The organism is Gluconobacter cerinus, assembly GCF_002723935.1.
GTDB classification, from domain to species: domain Bacteria; phylum Pseudomonadota; class Alphaproteobacteria; order Acetobacterales; family Acetobacteraceae; genus Gluconobacter; species Gluconobacter cerinus.
In genome coordinates this window covers 84098-104189 of sequence record NZ_BEWM01000002.1, presented here as the reverse complement: position 1 = coordinate 104189, position 20092 = coordinate 84098, and the positions used below count along the sequence as shown (strand labels likewise).

Sequence of the window (20092 nt, the reverse complement as noted above, 5' to 3'; positions counted from 1 at the left end):
CATGCATGTTGGATGTTATTGCAAAACGGGTTGTTGCCGCGCGAAGTGGCAGCAACCCGTTTGTCATTGGGCGTATGAAATCTGGCTGGCTTGTTATTGGTGAGACGCAGCCTCTTGCAGGATATTGCCAACTCCTCGCCGATCCTGTTGTGCCTTCCCTGAATGACCTGAAAGGTGAGGAGCGGATTCAATATCTTCTGGATGTCGCCGCTGTCGGGGATGCTCTTCTGGCTCTTACCGCCTCAAATCGCATCAATTACGAAACATGGTGTAATCTGGCACCGTCTCTTCATACGCATATAGTTCCGCGGTATGCCTCAGAACCTGAGGACCTACGCATCAAGGCAGCCAGTATCGCTTATGATTATGCGTCTGCACGCCCATTCAGTCTTGAGCATGACGGGGCCTTCATAGACGCCATGCGGCGCGAGCTACATATTCAGCCTTGAGACGGCTGTCGGACCGCGAGAAGAAACCAGAGACGGAAAATAGCGGTCTCACAACGTGTCTGGCGTTGAAGCTCTCTTCGCTTCCAGAGGATTTTGATTCTGGCTCTTAACGTCCGGGCTCCGGCCAGTTCTGACAGAAGGGTCTGTGCGTCTTCTGTCAGGATATCTGGCTCATGGAGCAGATGCTGAACATTGGACTCAAAGATCGTCATGAAGACGCCGGGTCCGCGTCTGAGAGCACTTAAGCCGCGGCTGAGAAGCGAGCGTTTTGCCCCGACGGTATTGCGCGCGTGCTGGCGATAGTAGCTGACACACCGCTCATCAAAAAAGACTTTACCGCCAGAGGCCATCGTAACGAGATAAGCCCACCAGTCATGCAGGATGAAGGGCGGAGGCAGTCGCTCATATAAAAGCTCATATGTCGCCGCGTTGATAACAACCGTATGCCCGGTTGCGATGTTTTGCGTCAGAGCGGATGCAAAGTCAGGGGCTCTGCTGAGGGACGCCGACTTACTGAACACGTTGAGCGAAGAATCTGTCAGATACTGACGGGCACAGTATAATGCTGGCACGTCGAGCGGCTGTTTCTGGAGCCATTCCAGCGCCCATTCCAGCTTTTGAGGCTGCCAGACGTCATCCTGGTCCGCGAACGCTACGAATGGCGTTGGAGGAATGGAATCCAGAAGATGCAGATAAGACCCCGTCACGCCCATATTGCCCATGACGGATGTAATTTCGACGCAACGCCCGTGTCCGCGATGCTCTTCAAATGAGAGCATGATCACACGGGATGCATCAGTTGATCCGTCATCACGCCAGTAAAGGACCCAATCGGTATGGGTCTGGGCGAGAATGCTGTCGAGTTGTGCGTTGAGATAGGTTTCGCCGTTATGCAAGGACAGTAGAATGGCGACACGGTCTGTCCTGTCGGCGGTCTGGCTTGCTCCTCCCCGTATCATTTGTGGGTTCCAGCGGCGAATGCCGGAGTGGGGAGAAGACATAATATCCTTGGTTAAGACGGGTCAGGGAAGCAGGGCAGGAGGGTCATCCTGCGTAATTGCTGGATGACCCATTTTTTCAGATCGCAGCGAAAAGGCGGTGGACTGTCCGTGCGACGCTTTCACGCCATTCAGGCAACCGAACGCCAAACACACGATGAAGTTTTGAACAGTCCAGCCGTGAATCCTGTGGACGCTTGGCCGGGGTCGGCCAGTCTTCAGTCCGGATTGCACTGACTGTTGGCATGGATTGACCATGCTTTTCTGCTTCTTCCAGTGCAGCGACAGCCAGACCGTGCCACGTCGTCTCGCCTGTGCCGCTGGCATGATAGATGCCAGCAAATTCCGGCTTCCAGCCATCTTTCTCGATGAGGGCCAGAATAGCGAGAATAGCGTCAGCCAGATCGTCAGAACTGGTGGGGTTGCCGCTTTGGTCGCCAACAACCTTGAGCGCCGGATTTTTGGCGCCAGCATTGATCATGGTCTTGACGAAATTTTTGCCGTGCGCGGAGTAAACCCAAGAGGTCCGAAGGATGATGCTCTTTGGGTTTGCCGCCAGAACAGCCTGTTCGCCGTCAGCCTTTGTGCTGCCATAGACTGTTTCAGGGCTGGTAGGATCCTCTTCCGTGTAAGGAGATCCCTTGTCACCTGAGAAAACATAGTCCGTTGAAACGTGGATGAACGGAATGTCGGCCTTTGCGCAGGCTTCCGCGAGCGCCTTGGGGCCGGAGCAGTTGGCGCGTTCGGCTCCAGCTTTTTCCGTTTCTGCCAGATCAACGGCCGTCCAGGCAGCTGCATTCACGACAGCTTCAGGGCGGTATTTTTCGATAGCTGCGGAAATGGTTTCCGGCTTGTCGAAGTCGAATTCAGGGCGCCCAACACGGATGATCTGATCACCCCCGATGTTCGCAAGAGACGTCGCAAGCTGGCCATTGCCGCCCGTGACGAGGATAGGACCTGTGCTGGACATAATGCGACTCACTTTTCGTAAGAGAACCAGCCCTTGGCTGCGGAGAAGTGCGGAGCGATCTTATCCTTGTCGGAAAGGATAGCCTCTTCTTCGGCGATGGGCCAATCGATGTTCAGGTCCGGGCAGTTCCAGATGACGGCGCGCTCGGAAACCTTGCTGTAAAGCGATGTGCATTTGTACTGAACTTCCGTGTTCTCTTCGAGAGTCACGAAACCATGCAGAAAGCCCGGCGGAACCCAGAGCTGAGACCAATTTTCAGCAGACAGCTCTGCAGCTACCCACTGACCGTAGGTCGGGGAGCCTGTGCGGGCATCTACAGCAACATCCCAGATTGCGCCGCGCGTTACACGAACCAGCTTTCCCTGCTCATAGGGGGCAAGCTGGCAGTGAAGCCCGCGCACAACGCCTTTCTCGCAGGACAGGCTCTGATTGTCCTGAACAAAAGGAAGGTTGATGCCCGCTTCCGTCATACGATCGAAATTGTAAGTTTCTGAAAAGAAACCCCGGTTGTCACTAAAACGCGGCGGCGTGACAAGAATGACGTCGGGAATGGCGAGACGTTCAACCTTCATAACAAATTCCTTTTTATAAATGACGTTTGAGAACTGGAGGCCAAATAGAGATTGCCTCCGAAAAAACGCTGTCTGAAAAATCAGACAGCGTTTGGGGTTTTTATTTCAGGAAGCGTGGTCCGCGAGTTCAAGTAGAAGACGCCCGAGCTCTGTCTTGCCCATTTTCTTCGCATGGGCACGAAGCTGGTCAGCGTTGATGAACTTGTTGCGGAACGCGACTTCAGCAGGTGAGCCAACCAGCATACCCTGACGGGACTGAATGGTCTGAACAAAGGTTCCAGCCTGCATCAGGCTGTCCGGCATGCCGGCGTCAAGCCAGGCACAGCCGCGCCCAAGGCGATCGACCTGCAACGTTCCCTCTTCAAGATACATCCGGTTAAGGTCAGTGATTTCCAGTTCCCCACGAGGGCTAGGCTTTACCTTTTTGGCAAAATCCACAACGCGGTGATCATAGAAATACAGACCTGTGATGGCCCAGTGAGACTCTGGCTCGGACGGCTTTTCCTCAACCTTCAGGGCCCGACCGCTTTCATCAAACGACACCACACCATAACGTTCTGGATCGCGGACCTGATAGGCGAACACGGTTGCCCCTTCCGGACGGTTCGATGCCGCACGGAGCAGAACACCAAGATGTTCGGAGAAGATCAGGTTGTCGCCAAGAGCGAGTGCGCAAGGCGCTCCCTGGATCCAGTCTTCCGCGATCAGGAATGCCTGGGCCAGACCGTCCGGGGAAGGCTGGATGCGGTATTCAAAGTTGACGCCGAACTGTGAACCATCGCCTAGAAGGCGCTGAAACTGTGGCATGTCATGCGGGGTCGTGATGATCATGATATCCCGGATTCCCGCCAGCATCAGCGTGGAAAGAGGATAATAGATCATCGGCTTGTCATAGACCGGCAGGAGCTGCTTTGAGGAAGCAAGCGTCATGGGATACAGGCGTGTGCCTGAACCACCAGCCAGAATAATGCCCTTCATGGGCTTCGTCTCGATCGTGCTCATGAGCGTGTTCCCAGTCGCTGTCCCGTGTAACGCTTGGAGCGGATTCCTTCCCACCAGTCACGGTTGTCGAGATACCACTGAACCGTTTTGCGGATGCCGGTTTCGAAGTCGTTCTTGGCTTTCCAGTCCAGCTCTTTCTCGGCGTGGGACGGATCAATCTCATAACGGAAGTCATGGCCGGGGCGATCTGTCACATAGCGGATCAGACGTTCACGCGGGCCTTCCGGGTCAGGAAGAAGTTCGTCCAGAACAGCGCAGATTTTCTTGACGACTTCCAGGTTCGTCCGGGGCTGACGGGCACCAATAGCGTAAGTCTCTCCCGGCTCGCCGATTTCGACAGCGCGGACGAGGGCTTCAGCGTGGTCTTCAACAAACAGCCAGTCGCGGATGTTTTCACCTTTGCCGTAAACCGGCAATTCGCGACCTTCAATGGCGTTGATGGTCACGAGCGGAATGAGCTTTTCCGGGAAGTGCCAGATGCCATAGTTGTTGGTTGTGTTGGTGACGAAAGTTGGCAGGCCATAGGTGTGATACCAGGCGCGAACCAGATGATCGGAAGAGGCTTTTGAAGCGGAGTAAGGGCTGCGAGGGTCGTAAGGGGTTGTTTCAGTAAATGGCGGATCATTTGGCTCAAGGTGGCCAAACACTTCATCCGTTGAAATATGGTGGAAACGGAAAGCCGCTTTCTCATCATTCCCAAGGCTGCTCCAGTATTTCCGGGCAGCTTCAAGAAGAGAATAAGTGCCAACAATATTTGTCTGGATGAAAACGCCAGGACCATCAATCGAACGGTCTACATGGCTTTCAGCAGCCAGATGCATGACGGCATCCGGGCGATATTCCTCAAAGAGGCGCTGCATTTCAACGCCGTTTACGATGTTCGCCCGTGCGTGGGAATAACGCGGATCAGAAGCGACTTCGGCTACGGTATCTTCAGAAGCTGCATACGTCATGCAGTCTACATTCAGCACGCTGTGTTCGGTGTTTCTGATAATATGACGCACCACGGCTGAACCTATGAAGCCGCAACCGCCTGTCAACAATATCCGCATTTCAACCTCTTAACATCACGGTAGGAGCTCCAGCCCCGTCACGAAGAAGTATCTTACAGTGTTGTACAAGAGGCGCAAACTTTGATCATGGTAATATTAATGAAACCAATTCCCGTAACCATTAAGGCCTCGCCCCGAGTTCCTTAATGAGCTACCCAGACATTCCTGTTAGGCAGGAGATTAGAGGTATGCTGGCTGATATACTGACCCGATCGCTTGTAGACGTTTTGGAGCGTCCGGATCTGAGGGTCGTTGCTGCAGGGCTGATGCCCGAGCTTGATATTTCGCTGGAGCAGTCTTTTCAACTCGGTGAGAATCTTCTGTCTGAACCGCATTCGGTTACAGGCCGCGCATGTTTGAAGCTGGGTGAACCCTGTTTGCGAATGCCGGGTCTGTCTCCGACATTCCTTCGTCAGGCTGTTGAGCTTTTCCGGCTTCTTCACAACGGAGCAGACGCCCGGCTTGCGAGTTTTGCGGCTGCTCGTGTTGCCGCTCTCTTTCATGCGCTTGATACGAACGCGGTCAATCCCCTTCCGCAGGAACTGGCTCTCTGTGCGGGAGACGTTCCGGACAGCACAACGCTTCTGTCCCTCTGGGGAGCTCTGAAGAAACACCTGTCGAATACGCCTGAGTTCACCGAAGATGACGCAAAGCGCCTCAGACCCGTTCTGGTGCGTCTGTGGCACGTTATGGCGCCGGCAGAGACATTGATGAGTGGTGGCGGGGATTCCCGGCTGGCCGTTGATCCCGAAACTGGCCTGAACAAGTATTCCTGCTCTCATCGTCCACGCCCCTGGGCCGTGACGTTCGGTTCTTCCACAGCCTCCTCTTTGTCAGAGCGGGGGTTCGGGGGAGCAGAGTTCGCGCGTTGCATGATGATGAACGCGCTTCTGTCCAAGCAGGACCCGGATCTTGTGCAGGAAGGCATCGTCAGAAGCGCGCGCGCGGGTATCGGGCGCCACTACGGTTTGCCTGAAGATGCTGTTCTTCTGTCGGCGTCTGGCACGGATTGCGAACTTGCTGTTCTTGCCCTTGTAGCCGCTGGAACAGATCGACCAGTCAGTTCCATTCTTCTGGCGCCCGACGAGACAGGAAGCGGCGTGCCCCTTGCTGCGCGTGGCCGTCATTTCGCGGGTGACAGCGCATGCTCCACGACAGTCGGGAAGGGAGAACTGATTGAGGGATTCCCTGAAGACACACAACTGTTCGGGGTTACCATCCGGAATGAGGATGGAACTTCGCGTCCGCTTGAAGACATCAATGCCGAATGCAGCGAGCTGGCCAGACGAGAAGTGAAAGCTGGCCGACATGTTTTGCTGCATCGTCTGGATCAGTCAAAAACGGGTCTTGCTGCGCCTGATATGGAAACGGTTGCAGAGTTGCAGGCTGAGTTGGGAGAGCATCTGAGTGTGGTGGTAGATGCCTGTCAGGCTCGCCTCAGCCCGTCGCGTGTTTCCGAATGGGTCAGGGATGGTCTGCTGGTTATGATCACAGGGTCCAAATTCTTTACGGGACCGCCATTCTGTGGGGCTCTTCTGCTGCCGAATGTGATCCTGGAAAAGATTCCAGCGTTTTCGCTTCCAAAAGGCCTAAAGTCTTATGGAAATCGAGACGAGTGGCCTGAGCAGGCTGACAGGCACGCGTTGAATAATGGTCATAATATTGGTCTGGCCCTACGCTGGCATGCCGCTCTCGCTGAAATGGATGCGCTCTTTTCGCTTTCTGATTCCCTGATCCGTCAAAGACTCAATGATTTCATGACTGAGGCTGTTAAGCTGGTAGAGGCCAGTCCTACCTGCACGTTACTGCCCGTCGGGAAGCCTATTGATGACGGTCGGTGGGACGCTGTGCCGACCATTCTGTCATTTCTGGTGGAAGACCCCAAAAATCCGGATGTGCCTCTCGGACTGGAAGATGCGCGTAAGTTGCACCGGTGGCTCAACGCAGACCTTTCACCATGGGTAGGGGAGGGCGAGGCAGCACTTCTCTGTGTTCTTGGCCAACCCGTTCCGGTTCCACATCCCTTGGTGAATGGCCATGCCGGAGCTTTGAGATTGTGTGGCGGCGCGCGTCTGGTCTCAGGAGAGCCATCGCACGAAGGCCTGGACGAAAAGCAGCGCTTGCAGCGCGAATGCGCAGACGCGAAGCGGGTGCTTGCCAAACTTGAGCTCATTTTGGAAAACTGGGACGTTCTTCTGGACGCCAACCCTGTTCCCCGTTACGCGCCTCTCTCATGACACAGACAGACCAAGCCGTCCCTCATGGACACTTTCTTGATACGCCTGAACTGCCGCGCGGTATTACCCGCTTCTGGCTGATCAGACATGCCGTTGTAGAGGCGAGCGCGCGAAAGACCATGTATGGCGCGATGGACGTTCCGCTTTGCAGGGATGCGATGGCAAGCCAGCAGGGTGGATACGCTGCTTTGGCTCGACGTCTGCCGTCCGATGCTGTCTGGTATACCTCACCGCTGCAAAGAGCACGTGACACTGCTGCACAGATACGCTGTGCAGGAGCGTTTACACATGCTGACGTCACTGTTGATCCAAGATTTATTGAGCAATCTATCGGAGAGTGGCACGGAACGCCGCACGATCAGTTTCTCTCTCTGCTGAGGCTGCCGCCCAATCCATTCTGGTCTTTGTCAGCCAGTGAGCTTCCGCCGGGCGGAGAAAGCATGCTGGATGTTTGTGCGCGCGTCTCCCATGGGCTGGAAGATCTTGCTAACGCAAATGCTGGTCAGGATATGGTTGTTGTGAGCCACGGTGGCGCGATCCGGGCGGCACTTTCACATGCTCTGGCCATTCACCCTGATATTGCTCTGCGCTTCACTATTCAAAATCTATCGATTTCGATTATCGAGCGTATCAATGGGCTGTGGCGTGTTGTGGCTGTTAATGAACTGCCAGATTTTCGGGGATAAACCGGGGATGCCTCTGAAGAGGTCTTGGTCAGGTATTCTTTTTCTTTAAGCGAGCACTTGTCACATCAACAATCCATTGCATCAGGCAACCGCCGAGTGCAGCCAGAATATAGGATGCGTGATGGTACTCTTGCAGAAGCTTGTATAACAAAACTGCAAACAGCGCCGAGCAAAAATTCTTTAAAGCTTTTTCCATGAGATCTTTTTGTCGTCAAAAATGGCGATAGGAAGATTTCATTAGCACCAAAGAACGCTCTTTTAGGTACTATTGTTTTTAATTTTTGTGAAAATGCTCGAGCGAATGCTTTTTAAAAGCGAAAGCAACCGAATTTAGAAAATTATATTTTCAAGGGTAAGACCGGAAACGGAGCTTGGTGGGCACACAAGGGCTCGAACCTTGGACCCGCTGATTAAGAGTCAGCTGCTCTACCAACTGAGCTATGTGCCCGTCGCTCCGTTTCCGGTGAGGCGCCTTATAAAGGGGAAGCGGGAATGCTTGCAAGGGGTTTTTCAGATTATAATGAATAAAATCCAAAAAAAATGATGGCCCCCTTTGATAACCGCCTCTTATTCCCGGTTGAGAAGGCGCATGAGGCTCTCAAACTGTTCAAGAGATCGGTAATCGATCTTTAGCGAGCCGCCCTTTTTTCCATCGTAATCGATGTGGACTTTAAGTCCCAGCCGAAGAGCCAGATCTTCTTCAATCTGGACAATTTCTGCGTCCCGGCGCTTTTTCTGAACGGCTTTCTTCTCTGATTTTTCAGCAACAAGAGCTTCTGTCTGGCGGACATTCAGCCCTTTTTCCAAAACAGTTTTGGCCGCAGCTAGCGGGTCCGGATGGCTCAGAAGGGCACGGGCATGTCCGGCGGAGAGTTCACCGCGGCGAACATGGGCCCGGATCTCTGGCGGCAGGTTCAGCAAGCGCATGGTATTGGTGATATGAGGTCGGGATTTTCCGACGGCGCCGGCCAGTTCTTCCTGCGTCAGGGTATAATCTGTGATGAGCCGCTGAAGGCCTTCAGCTTCTTCAATCGGGTTCAGGTCGGCGCGCTGAAGGTTTTCCACAAGCGCGGCTGCCATGGCATCCGTGTCATCCAGTTGGCGTACATGCACTGGGACACTATGCAGCCCAGCAAGCTGAGAGGCGCGCCACCGTCGCTCGCCAGCGATGATCTGGTATCGCTCAGGGTTGGTCGGGTCTGGTCGAACGAGGAGGGGCTGCAGAACGCCGCGGGACCGAATGGAATTGGCCAGTTCTTCCAGTCGCTCAGGGTTCATGTCCTGACGGGGCTGAAAGGGGCTGGGCTCCAGCACGTCAACGGGCAGGGACGTATGCTGCTGAACAGGCGCATTGGCGCGCGTAGCACGGGCCAGTTGGGGAGCCTGATCGCCCAGAAGGGCGGCAAGACCACGACCGAGGCGCGGAGAAGTGTCCTTTTTGGCCATCGCAGCTTACGCCTTTGTCCTGTTCTCGGTTCGCTTCAGAAGTTCGTCCGCCAGTGCCACATAGGCGACTGCACCTGTGGAGCGTGCATCATAATTCAGCACGGGGCTGCCATGGCTTTGGGCTTCGGAAATACGAATATTTCTGGGAATCAGCGTTTCAAGAACCTGCTCACCGAAGAAACCCCGCGCATCTTGTGCGACGAGTTCTGAAAGGTTGTTCCGCCGATCGTACATGGTCAGCACAATGCCTTCGAGATGCAGATCTGCATTGAAAGCGCGCCGCACACGGTCAATGGTTCGAACGAGCTGACTGATCCCTTCCAGCGCAAAGAACTCACACTGTAGCGGCACGAGAACGCTGTCTGCAGCGACGAGGGCATTGAGCGTGAGAAGGCCAAGGCTGGGCGGGCAATCGATCAGGATGGTATCGTAGTCGCCTTCAAGGGAGCGCAGAGCATCCCTTAGACGATATTCACGACGCTCATCTGCGATCATCTCAAGTTCAGCACCAGCCAGCTCATTATTGGCGGTGATAATCGAAAGATTTTCGAATTCTGTCGGCTGTGCGAGAGCCTGAGGCTCCGCTTCCTGCATCAGGGCGGCATACGTGCCAATATTCCGCTGATCATACTCAATGCCCAACCCGGTCGAGGCATTGCCTTGAGGGTCCAGATCAACGAGCAGGACGCGCTGTTTCCGTGCCAGCGCAGCAGCTAGGTTGATTGTGGTCGTGGTTTTGCCAACACCGCCCTTCTGGTTGGTGACGGCAATGATGCGGGTGGTGGGGGATACGGAATTAGACGACACGCTTGAAATCACTGACCTTGATAATGGCTCCGCCGGGGTCGGTGCGGCTGGGAAGAATGGTAGATGTCATGTGCCAGTCACGGCTTGCCTCGGTCAACTCATCCTGCGCCTTTATGCCTTTGAGAAACAGACAAAATCCGTTTTCTTTCAGCAAAGGACGCGCCCATCCGAGCAGTTTGACCAGCGGGGCCAGCGCACGGGCGGTAATGATGTCGGCTTCTGGCGGGGTTGCCGCTTCAATTCGCTTTGGAATGACCGTGACTTTGGCTCCGCAGATGCGAGCAGCTTCTCGGAGGAAGGCACATTTCCGCTGATCGGACTCAATCAACGTCACAGGATTATCTGTTGCGATTGCCAGAATAAGGCCAGGAAAGCCTCCGCCTGAGCCCAGATCAGTAATGGTTGCACCAGCAGGAATCATGTCTGCAAGTTGCAGACTGTCCTGGATATGGCGTGGCCACAATTGGCCTAGATCTTTTGGGCTGACCAGATTGATCTTCGCATTCCATTGCACGAGTAGGTCTGCGAAGCGTTCCAGTTTCTCCTGCGTTTCACGTGAAACGGTGGTCATGACAGGGTCCTTACATGGGCCAGCAGGGCAACCAGCGCAGCGGGGGTTACACCTCGCACACGTTGCGCAGCTGCAAAGCTGGTTGGTCGTGCCTGAGTAAAACGCTCACGCATCTCACTGCTCAGACCGCCGATAGCGTTGTAGTCCAGATTGTCCGGAAGGGCGATGGCGCTTTCGGATGCGAGCTGCTTGATCTCGCGATCCTGCCGCTGGAGATAGCCGCCGTAGCGAGCTTCCGTTTCCACATGGCGGCGGATACGGAGAGGCAGGGCACCAAACCATGGCGCCAGATCCAACACCTTCGAATGGTCGCCGTTGCTGGCAAGAACGTCCAGAACGCTCCGACGTCGCCCATCTAGAGAGACCTCAAACCCCACGTCCTTGAGGGCTTGGGGCAGGAAGGTCGTCGATGCTGCCAGTGCCATGGCTGCGTCAATCTGGGTTTTCATGTCGGTAAAGGCTTCAGCGCGTTCAGAGAGAACGCAGCCAGCGTCCATGCCTTTTGGCGTAAGTCTCAGGTCTGCATTGTCAGCCCGAAGGCTTAGGCGATACTCGGCCCGGGACGTGAACATGCGGTAGGGCTCGCTGATGCCGTGCAATGTCAGGTCGTCGATCATGACACCCAGATAAGCATCGCTCCGATCCAGAATGAGCGGATCGTTTCCGGCGGTCGCGCGGGCGGCATTCAGGCCAGCGAGAAGGCCCTGAGCGCCGGCTTCTTCATAGCCTGTTGTGCCGTTGATCTGCCCCGCAAGGTAAAGGCCAGGCAGGCTGCGCAACTGAAGTGAGGGCATCAGTTCTCGCGGATCGACGTAATCATACTCCACAGCGTATCCGGCTGTGACGATCCGCGCTTTTTCCAGCCCCGGCATCGATGCGATCATGAGGGCCTGAACATCAGCGGGAAGGCTGGTGCTGATCCCGTTCGGGTAAACAAGGTCACCCCCGGGATTTCCAGGGAGCGCTTCGGGCTCAAGAAAAACCTGATGGGAAGACCGCTCTGCGAAACGGACAACCTTGTCCTCAATCGATGGGCAATATCGTGGGCCACGGCCTGCAATCGCGCCACCATACATGGCTGAACGGTGCAGGTTTTCGTTGATGATCCGGTGCGTTTCCGGTGTGGTCTGGCTGATCCGGCATGAGACCTGGGCGTTCGTGATGCTGCTCGTTAGAGGGCTGAACGGCTCTGGAACTTCATCACCCCGATCTTCAGGCAGGCTCTCCCAGTCAATGCTGTTGCGGGCAATGCGTGGTGGTGTGCCAGTCTTGAGGCGCCCCATACGAAGCTTTAGAGCTTCCAGTCGTTCTCCCAGCTTGGTGGCGGGCGCTTCACCGATGCGCCCCGCAAGCTGCTGTTCATGGCCGACGTGGATGACCCCGCGCAGGAACGTGCCTGTCGTGAGCACCACGGCGCCACACCGGAAGGACCGACCGTCTTCGCAGATCACACCACGAATATTTCCGTTCTCTTCAATCAGATCTCCAACCGCACCTGCCACGATGGTCAGGTTGGGTGTTTCTGCCAGAAGGGTTTGAATTGCCGTTCTGTAAAGGGAGCGATCTGCCTGCGCGCGAGGACCATGCACAGCCGGTCCTTTGGAGCGATTGAGCAGCTTGAAATGGATGCCAGCGCGATCAGCGGCTTTGCCCATCAGTCCATCCAGTGCATCAATCTCACGCACGAGATGTCCCTTGCCGATGCCGCCGATGGCAGGGTTGCAAGACATAGCCCCGATGGTTTCGAGCTTGTGCGTCAGCAGGAGCGTCTTGGCCCCAAAGCGTGCTGACGCTGCGGCTGCTTCACAACCAGCATGGCCGCCGCCGATCACGATGACATCGAAATCGCTCAAAACTTACTTCCCGATACAGAACTGCCCGAAAATTGCATCGAGCAGGGATTCAACATCAACACGTCCTGTCAGACGTCCCAGAGCCTGCATGGACAGGCGTAACTCTTCTCCGCGCAACTCGGGCCACGTGGCACCTCGGGCGAGATCCAGGTGCGTAACAGCTTCCTGAATGCCTGCACGGTGGCGAGCACGGGTCAAAGGTGGCGCTCCGGCATTGGCCGTCATCGCTGAGACCCGTTGGGTCAGGAAGGCTCGCAGTTCTGACAAACCTTCACCCGTCTGGGTGCTGATGCCTAGCATGTTCGGGGGCGCTGGCGCGATGTCGATTTTTGCTCGGACTGCAATTTCATCGGAAGACAAAGCATCGGCTGCTTCATCCGGCCCAATGAGGTGCAGAATAACGTCTGCCTGTTTCACGTGAAACAGTGCCCGGCGAATACCTTCCGCCTCAATCTCATCTTCAGTTTCCCGCAGCCCGGCGGTGTCGATCAGACGAAGACGAACGCCATCCAGAACCCAGTCTACCGCAATGGCATCCCGTGTTGTTCCTGCGCGGTGAGTGACAATAGCTGCGTCATATCCAGATAACACATTGAGAAGGCTTGATTTTCCGACGTTTGGCGAGCCTGCGATCACGACCGTCAGACCCTGACGCATCAGTTCTCCACGGTTGTCCTGAAGATGAGCGGACATCTCGTTATGTAGAGCTAACATCTCGGCCAGAAGAGTGTGTTCCACCTCGGGGGGAAGGTCTTCATCGGGAAAGTCGATCAGAGCTTCCTGATGGGCCAGAACAAGCCTTAATCGTTGAGCCCATCCATCATAAAGGCGGCTTAGCGCCCCATCGGCTTGTTGTAGGGCCTGTTTGCGCTGGCTTTCAGTCTCGGAATCGACGAGGTCTGCGATGGCTTCTGCTTGCAGGAGATCCAGTCGGCCCTTCTGCACGGCGCGCTTTGTGAATTCTCCCGGCTCTGCAGGGCGGGCGCCTAGATCCGTCAGGGCGTCAGCGACACACGCAATAACGGCCGGACCTGCATGCAGGTGTAGCTCGAACCCATCTTCTCCGGTGTACGATTTTGGCCCTGGCAGCCAAAGCACTACAGCATGATCCATCACCTCGCCCTGATGGCGAAGGCTTCGGAGGCTGGCACGCCGAGGTTCGGGCAGGGACCCGCACAGGCTTTGGAGAACAGAGGCGCTTCCCGGTCCGCTGGCGCGCATGATGGCGATCGCTGCGCGACCTGCGCCTGTGGCCAGAGCAAAAATGACCTGGGGGTCCGAGGAGGAAAAGGGGTTCATGCCCCTTTATGTAATGCAGGACGTCGTCATGTGAAATCGGCCTGCACAAAAGAAAACGGGCGGTCCGTTTCCGGACCGCCCGTTTCTGTCAGACCGACAGGGTCAGAAGAGGCTTATTGAGCCTCGTCCACACCCGTATGCGTCTGCGGGGAGAAGGTCCAGCCTTCGCCGTAAGGCTGTGGCATGTAAGCCATCCAGCCTCTGGATGACACGTTCCAGCCTGCTGTGGAAACCGGAGCACCTGTTGTACGCAGCTTGCGGATGTCTGCAGCAGACAGTGTGCCTGGAGCCTGGTTGCCCCAGCTCTTGCGCATGAAGTTAACGGCATCAGCGATCTGCTGGTCAGACAGATGATCGCGGAAGCCCGGCATGGCAACAGCAGATGGTGCTGTGTTCGTCGGAGGCAGAATGCCGCCGAAGGTCACGATGTTAGCCATCGACGTTGCATTGTCGGTGATGACAACCGGATTGCCAGCCAGAGGCGGGAACATACGGTTGACGCCTGTACCGTCATTCATATGGCAGATGGCGCAGTTATGCAGATAAACCTCTGCGCCCGCATCACCCTTGCCACCAGCTTCCAGCAGGGCTGTTGCCTTGCCATCGTCCTGACCAAGGTTCTTACCTTCAGGCACGGCAGGCATGCTCTTCAGGTACTTGGCTGTGGCGTGCAGATCGTCATCAGTCCAATGCTGCGTGCTGTAGGCCACCACGTCAGCCATGCCACCGAAGACGGCGGAATGGTCGATACGGCCGCTCTTCAGGAATTCAGCAATATCGTCTTCAGACCAGCGGCCCAGACCTGTGTCGCTGTTGCTGCGCAGGCTTGGTGCAATCCAGTTGTCGATGGGGGCACCACCGGACAGGTAAGCATTGCCGTCCTTGGCCGTGTAACCCTTAACCTGCATGGCCATGCCACGAGGTGTATGACACTCGCCGCAATGGCCCGGGCCGTTCACCAGATACTCGCCGCGAGCCACTTCCGGATCGGAGATGCTCTTGTCCAGACCCGGTGTAACGGTCGGCACGAACATGGCGCGCCAGATGGCCAGCGGCCAGCGCATGTTCATCGGCCAAGAGATGTCCGGCTGCTTGTTCTGAAGGGCGACCGGCTTCACGCCATGCATGAAGAAGGCATACATGGCCTTGATGTCGTCGTCAGACAGGCGGGCAAACTCAGGATACGGCATGGCCGGATAAACCGTCGCGCCGTCCTTGCGGATACCCTTGCGGATCGCCTTGGTGAAGTCTTCCAGTGTGTAGCTGCCAATACCGTATGTCGGGTCAGGCGTGATGTTGGTGGAGTAGATCGTCCCGATCGGGCTCTTGATCTCCAGACCACCAGCAAAAGGCTGACCGTGCAGGCTTGTATGACAGGCAACGCAGTCAGACAGGCGGGCCACGTAGGCACCGCGCTGAATCAGGGCGTCATCAGCGTCCTGGGCTTGGGCAGCGCCAAAAGACACTGCCATAAGGCCGACTGCGGCCGCGAATTTCCATCCCTGTTTCATCTCAGATACCAGTCTGTCCCGAGTTAATGCCTTGAGCATGTCACGTCATTCCTTTCAGCGTGACGGTTTCCCGTCACGGATGGTCCGGCGTTGCAGGCGCAACCGGACCCTGAGGGACGTTGAGGAATTCGCCGTTCGGGACGCCTGCCTCATTCTCTCGGGCCTTGACTTCGTCTGCGTAGGACTCGTTGGCGCGCTTTACGATGAAGTTGCGGATGTCTTCGATTTCAGCCGGAGACATGGACGTGTCGAAACGATCCATACCGTAGGCCGTCAGAGCACCCTTGCCGACGAGCTTGTAGAACTTCTCAGGCCCGCGGATCGCACCGGACCAACGCAGGTCAGGCAGAACGCCGCCAGAGATGCTGTTGTCGCCGTGGCAGGCTGCGCAATAGGTCTGGAACTGGAAGTAGCCGTCCTTGGTCTTGGCTTCATCCCACTTCTCAGGCGGCTTCACCGGAACAAATCCAAGCTCGTTCTTGGCAGGCAGCTTGTCGTTGCCATCAAGAGCGAAGGCGATGATCCGTGAGTGGTTGACGGTCCAGCCGGAGGTGCGAGCTACGCCACCGAGGAAGAACGGATAGATACCGCCCCAACCCACTTCAACTGCAACATACTGCTTGCCGTGAGCCGTGTAGGTCACCGGAGGAGCAATGATGGCGCTCTGGGCTGGGAACTTGAACAGATCCTTGCCTGTCGTAGCGTCGTAAGCATGGAATTCACCGGTCGCGAGACCCTGGAACAGAACGCCGCCAGCTGTGGCGAGAAGGCCACCATTCCACGGACCCTTGTGGTCAACCGTGAACGCTGCCTGCTGCTTCTGCGGATCCCAGGCCACGATCCAGCCCTTCAGATCTTTCAGGAACTGGGCTTTGTCAGCCTTGTGCTGCGGATCGTTGTCATCCAGCAGGCCGATCTTGTTCATGTCCAGACCAAGGTTCCAGCTATCGTGGTGAGCCTTGAAGCCACCCTTCTGCGGGTCATAGACGAACGGAACCTGCTGAGCCGGGATGTAAACCAGCTTCGTCTGCGGGCTGTAAGCCATGGCAGCAAAGTTATGGCCACCCAGATCGCCCGGAATGCCGTACCAGGGCTTGCCGTTCAGCGTCCACAGAGCGTCGGGGTTATAGTTCGGACGGCCCGTTACAGGGTCCAGACCATTGGCCCAGTTCTCGTAGGTGTAAGGCTTGCCGGAAATGAACTTACCGGTCTTGGCATCGAGGATATAGAAAAAGCCGTTCTTTGGCGCATGAACGAGCACATGGCGCATTTCGCCATTGATCGGCATGTCGAGCGCCATGATCTGCTGAACCGAGGTGTAATCCCACTGGTCCATCGGCGTTTCCTGGAAATGCCAGACGTATTTGCCGGTATCAGGATTGATGGCCACGATGCTGCCGAGGAAGAGGTTGTTTCCTTTTCCTTCAGACCGGAACTTGTAGTTCCATGGTGAGCCGTTACCGACGCCCAGGTAAACGAGATCTGTGACCGGGTCATAGATCAGCGAATCCCAGACGGTACCGCCGCCGCCCTGCTGCTTCCATGCGCCGCCCTTGCCCCATGTCGGGTAAGCCTTGGACATCAGCACATCGTCAGAAGCTGCGCCGTCCGGCTTGTTGTCGGGGTTTGGAACAGTGAAGAAGCGCCAGTCCACCTTACCCGTTTCAGCATCATACGCTGTCACGAAGCCACGGGCGCCAAATTCTGCGCCACCGTTACCGACGATGACCTTGCCCTTGGCAATACGCGGCGCGCCATCAAGCGTGTAAGAGCGCTGATGACCGAGCTGTGCTTCCTTGGGAACGGTATAAACGCTCCAGACCAGCTTGCCAGTCTTGGCGTCCAGAGCGATCAGACGACCGTCGAACGTGCCAAAATAGACCTTGCCGTTCCAGTAAGCCGCGCCACGGTTGACCGTATCGCAGCAGCCACGGTCAGCAATGTTGCCGGGAACTTTTGGATCATAGGACCAGAGCAGCTTGCCTGTTGCTGCATCCAGAGCTTTCATCTTGCTCCAGTTGGTCGTGGCATACATGACGCCATCGATGATCAGCGGCGTACCTTCCTGCCCACGGTTGGTATCCAGGTCATAGTGCCATGCCAGCTTCAGATTGCCGGCATTGTCCTTGGTGATCTGGTCCAGGGGGCTATAGCGCTGCTCGGAGTAGGTCCGACCATAGCTCATCCAGTCTCCTGGATGCTGGTCGGCGTTGGTGATGGCGGTACCGGTGTCCTCAGCGAGGGCAAGAGGGGAAGCTGCGCAGAATGCCAGTGCGGCCGCGCAGCCCAGAAGGCGCTTCTTCGTAACGTTGATCGGCGTCAGTAGACCAGAAACCATGATCCGACTGTCCTTTTTGCAAAGACTGTTCTTACTGCTGATATTCCGGACCGCTCAAGTCCTGATGGATGCCTTACAGGTAAGGAATCATCAGTTTTTGAAGTTGCCTGGAAAACCAGCATCACGAGAACTTACTACTCCTTATCTTATTGTTTATAGAAAACTGAGCTTCTGACGTTTCCGTGAGCGTTATGCTGACAAAAATCGAAAAACAACTAGATGAGAATTGTTCTCAAAAACTAATGACCTGTATCTGAGCGATCCTGTCGCAGTTTTGACACACGAATGGCTATTTCCCAACAGATTGCAGAGTATTTCAGGAAAGAATACGAAAATAGTTCCATATGTTATTTGAGAATATCGGCTTCCCGGAATATGCAGAGCATGCATACGTTTTTTTGATCGGGACTCTTTTAGGGAAGCATGATTGACGCTTTCCAAGGCATCAGGCAGCCTAGCTGTATGCCACAGCTATCCTGTTATTCTCCTCTTGGAGCCCTCACCATCAGTGAAGACGAAGGGCGTATTGTCGCTCTCGACTGGGGATGGGGACGCGATCAGGAGGAAACTCCGCTCCTCGTAAAAGTTCGGGATCTGCTCGAACAGTATTTCGATGGCGAAAAGGTAGATTTTTCCAGTCTGCCATTTTCTCCATATGGCACGCCGTATCGCCAGAAGGTCTGGCAGGCAATCCTTGAAATCCCCTACGGAGAGACCCGGACATACGCCCAGATTGCGGCTCAGGCGGGTGGATCAGCCCGGTCCATAGGGGGAGCAATGGGCGCGAATCCGATCCCTGTTCTGATCCCGTGTCATCGTGTTGTGGGAACGAAGGGTCTAGGAGGTTATTCGGGCCTGAATGGTGTTGTAGACAAGAGAATTCTCCTCAATCTCGAAAAGGGTGAGTGAGAAAGCCCAATAAAAAAGGGGAGCCATGGCTCCCCTTTTTTGTGACGTAAACAACAGGATCAGTTGTTCATCGCATCGAAGAAGTCCTGATTGGACTTGCTGTACTTGAGCTTGTCCAGCAGGAAGTCCATGGCATCCATCGTGCCCATCGGAGCAAGGATGCGACGCAGGACCCACATCTTGGAAAGCTCACCGCGCTCAACAAGAAGCTCTTCCTTACGTGTGCCAGACTTGGTGATGTCGATGGCCGGGAAGGTACGCTTGTCTGCAAGCTTGCGATCCAGGATGAGTTCGGCGTTACCAGTGCCCTTGAACTCTTCGAAGATCACTTCGTCCATGCGCGAGCCCGTATCGATCAGGGCTGTTGCGATGATGGTGAGTGATCCACCTTCTTCAATGTTACGGGCCGCACCGAAGAAGCGCTTGGGGCGCTGCAGGGCGTTTGCGTCCACACCACCTGTCAGCACCTTACCCGATGAAGGAACGACGGTGTTGTAGGCGCGGGCAAGACGCGTAATGGAATCCAGCAGGATGACCACGTCGCGCTTGTGCTCGACAAGGCGCTTGGCCTTTTCGAGAACCATTTCCGTCACCTGAACGTGGCGTGTTGCCGGTTCGTCGAAGGTGGAAGACACGACTTCACCACGCACCGAGCGCGCCATGTCCGTCACTTCTTCCGGACGCTCATCAATCAGAAGAACGATCAGGAAGACTTCAGGGTGGTTAGCCGAAATGGACGCAGCGATGCTCTGGAGCATCACGGTCTTACCCGTACGGGGCGGAGCAACGATCAGGGCGCGCTGGCCCATGCCGATTGGCGTCACCAGATCGATTACACGCGGGGTGTAGTCGCGCTGGTCCTTTTTGCCCTTGCTACGCGGAGAAGACTCGCTGGCGGCTGGCTCGGACTGCTCAACTTCCATCTTCAGGCGGCGCTCAGGGTAGAGCGGCGTCAGATTGTCAAAGTTGATACGAGTCCGGACAACGTCCGGGTCTTCGAAGTTGATGGTGTTGACCTTCAGCAGAGCGAAGTAACGCTCTCCGTCGCGAGGCGCACGGATCTGACCTTCGACGGTATCGCCAGGGCGGAGGCCGAAGCGACGAACCTGAGTTGGGGAAATATAGATGTCGTCAGGGCCAGGAAGGTAATTTGCTTCCGGGCTGCGCAGGAATCCAAAACCGTCTGGCAGGATTTCCAGCGTTCCTTCGCCGTAGATCGCCTGATCGCGCTCGGCAAGGGTCTTGAGGATGGCAAACATGATGTCCTGCTTGCGCATGGACGAGACGTTCTCGATCTCCAGTTCCTCTGCATAAGCCAGCAGATCGGCCGGAGATTTTTTCTTGAGTTCGGCGAGATGCATGAAAGACGCGCCTTATGTGCCCTTTGGGCAG

General features: G+C 55.8%; 18 protein-coding genes and 1 tRNA gene. 4 read left to right on the top strand and 15 right to left on the bottom strand.

What is annotated here, in order from left to right:
• The first annotated feature begins 5 nt into the window (after window positions 1–5).
• The gene (locus GCE01_RS04475) at window positions 6–449 is read left to right on the top strand and encodes an HIT family protein (protein ID WP_174694789.1); all 444 of its coding nucleotides are present in this window, start codon (window positions 6–8) and stop codon (window positions 447–449) included.
• On the opposite strand, the gene GCE01_RS04470 is transcribed toward GCE01_RS04475, so the two are convergent.
• The 5 genes from GCE01_RS04470 to rfbB all read right to left on the bottom strand — a co-directional run bounded on the left by GCE01_RS04470 (window position 440) and on the right by rfbB (window position 5043).
• Window positions 440–1450, bottom strand: coding sequence for a glycosyltransferase family 2 protein (locus tag GCE01_RS04470; RefSeq protein ID WP_244591085.1), 1011 nt, complete (start codon window positions 1448–1450; stop codon window positions 440–442). The two genes, GCE01_RS04475 and GCE01_RS04470, sit on opposite strands and share 10 nt — an antisense overlap.
• 76 nt (window positions 1451–1526) lie before the next feature.
• Window positions 1527–2417 carry a dTDP-4-dehydrorhamnose reductase gene (rfbD, locus tag GCE01_RS04465; protein WP_244591084.1) on the bottom strand — a complete coding sequence of 297 codons (891 nt, stop codon included), beginning with the start codon at window positions 2415–2417 and terminating at the stop codon, window positions 1527–1529.
• An 8-nt stretch (window positions 2418–2425) separates the two neighbouring features.
• Window positions 2426–2989, bottom strand: a complete 564-nt coding sequence (gene rfbC / locus GCE01_RS04460; protein WP_064275177.1) for a dTDP-4-dehydrorhamnose 3,5-epimerase — start codon at window positions 2987–2989, stop codon at window positions 2426–2428.
• A 105-nt stretch (window positions 2990–3094) separates the two neighbouring features.
• A complete protein-coding gene (gene rfbA, locus GCE01_RS04455) occupies window positions 3095–3967 on the bottom strand; it encodes a glucose-1-phosphate thymidylyltransferase RfbA (RefSeq protein ID WP_174694806.1) in 873 nt (290 codons plus the stop codon).
• A gap of 20 nt (window positions 3968–3987) precedes the next feature.
• Entirely contained in the window at window positions 3988–5043 is a 1056-nt protein-coding gene (gene rfbB, locus GCE01_RS04450; RefSeq protein ID WP_099211286.1) for a dTDP-glucose 4,6-dehydratase, read from the bottom strand.
• 188 nt (window positions 5044–5231) lie between these two features.
• Between rfbB and GCE01_RS04445 the strand changes: the two genes are divergently transcribed.
• Both GCE01_RS04445 and GCE01_RS04440 read left to right on the top strand, forming a co-directional pair.
• Window positions 5232–7280 (top strand): hypothetical protein, encoded by a 2049-nt coding sequence (locus tag GCE01_RS04445; RefSeq protein ID WP_099211284.1) that lies wholly within the window; start codon window positions 5232–5234, stop codon window positions 7278–7280.
• Complete coding sequence (locus tag GCE01_RS04440; RefSeq protein WP_086634871.1) at window positions 7277–7966, top strand: histidine phosphatase family protein; 690 nt, start codon at window positions 7277–7279, stop codon at window positions 7964–7966. Before GCE01_RS04445 ends, GCE01_RS04440 begins: the two co-directional genes overlap by 4 nt.
• Before the next feature lie 28 nt (window positions 7967–7994).
• On the opposite strand, the gene GCE01_RS16795 is transcribed toward GCE01_RS04440, so the two are convergent.
• From GCE01_RS16795 to GCE01_RS04400, 9 genes are all read right to left on the bottom strand, one after another.
• Entirely contained in the window at window positions 7995–8162 is a 168-nt protein-coding gene (locus GCE01_RS16795; RefSeq protein ID WP_167386116.1) for a hypothetical protein, read from the bottom strand.
• Between the two features lie 176 nt (window positions 8163–8338).
• Window positions 8339–8414: transfer RNA gene (locus GCE01_RS04435), tRNA-Lys, on the bottom strand.
• A gap of 119 nt (window positions 8415–8533) precedes the next feature.
• Complete coding sequence (locus GCE01_RS04430; RefSeq protein WP_099211282.1) at window positions 8534–9412, bottom strand: ParB/RepB/Spo0J family partition protein; 879 nt, start codon at window positions 9410–9412, stop codon at window positions 8534–8536.
• Between the two features lie 6 nt (window positions 9413–9418).
• Window positions 9419–10219, bottom strand: coding sequence for a ParA family protein (locus GCE01_RS04425; RefSeq protein WP_099211280.1), 801 nt, complete (start codon window positions 10217–10219; stop codon window positions 9419–9421).
• A complete protein-coding gene (gene rsmG / locus GCE01_RS04420) occupies window positions 10209–10790 on the bottom strand; it encodes a 16S rRNA (guanine(527)-N(7))-methyltransferase RsmG (protein ID WP_099211278.1) in 582 nt (193 codons plus the stop codon). Before rsmG ends, GCE01_RS04425 begins: the two co-directional genes overlap by 11 nt.
• Window positions 10787–12643, bottom strand: a complete 1857-nt coding sequence (gene mnmG, locus GCE01_RS04415) for a tRNA uridine-5-carboxymethylaminomethyl(34) synthesis enzyme MnmG (protein ID WP_099211276.1) — start codon at window positions 12641–12643, stop codon at window positions 10787–10789. Before mnmG ends, rsmG begins: the two co-directional genes overlap by 4 nt.
• Before the next feature lie 3 nt (window positions 12644–12646).
• Window positions 12647–13942, bottom strand: a complete 1296-nt coding sequence (gene mnmE, locus GCE01_RS04410) for a tRNA uridine-5-carboxymethylaminomethyl(34) synthesis GTPase MnmE (protein ID WP_099211274.1) — start codon at window positions 13940–13942, stop codon at window positions 12647–12649.
• 113 nt (window positions 13943–14055) lie between these two features.
• The gene (locus GCE01_RS04405) at window positions 14056–15492 is read right to left on the bottom strand and encodes a cytochrome c (protein WP_046900400.1); all 1437 of its coding nucleotides are present in this window, start codon (window positions 15490–15492) and stop codon (window positions 14056–14058) included.
• Window positions 15493–15526: 34 nt separating this feature from the next.
• Window positions 15527–17791, bottom strand: a complete 2265-nt coding sequence (locus GCE01_RS04400) for a PQQ-dependent dehydrogenase, methanol/ethanol family (protein ID WP_099211272.1) — start codon at window positions 17789–17791, stop codon at window positions 15527–15529.
• Window positions 17792–18214: 423 nt separating this feature from the next.
• Between GCE01_RS04400 and GCE01_RS04395 the strand changes: the two genes are divergently transcribed.
• Window positions 18215–18700 carry a methylated-DNA--[protein]-cysteine S-methyltransferase gene (locus GCE01_RS04395; RefSeq protein WP_099211270.1) on the top strand — a complete coding sequence of 162 codons (486 nt, stop codon included), beginning with the start codon at window positions 18215–18217 and terminating at the stop codon, window positions 18698–18700.
• Window positions 18701–18759: 59 nt separating this feature from the next.
• On the opposite strand, the gene rho is transcribed toward GCE01_RS04395, so the two are convergent.
• On the bottom strand, window positions 18760–20061 hold the full coding sequence (gene rho, locus GCE01_RS04390) for a transcription termination factor Rho (protein ID WP_046900397.1): 1302 nt from the start codon (window positions 20059–20061) through the stop codon (window positions 18760–18762).
• Between the last annotated feature and the right edge of the window lie 31 nt (window positions 20062–20092).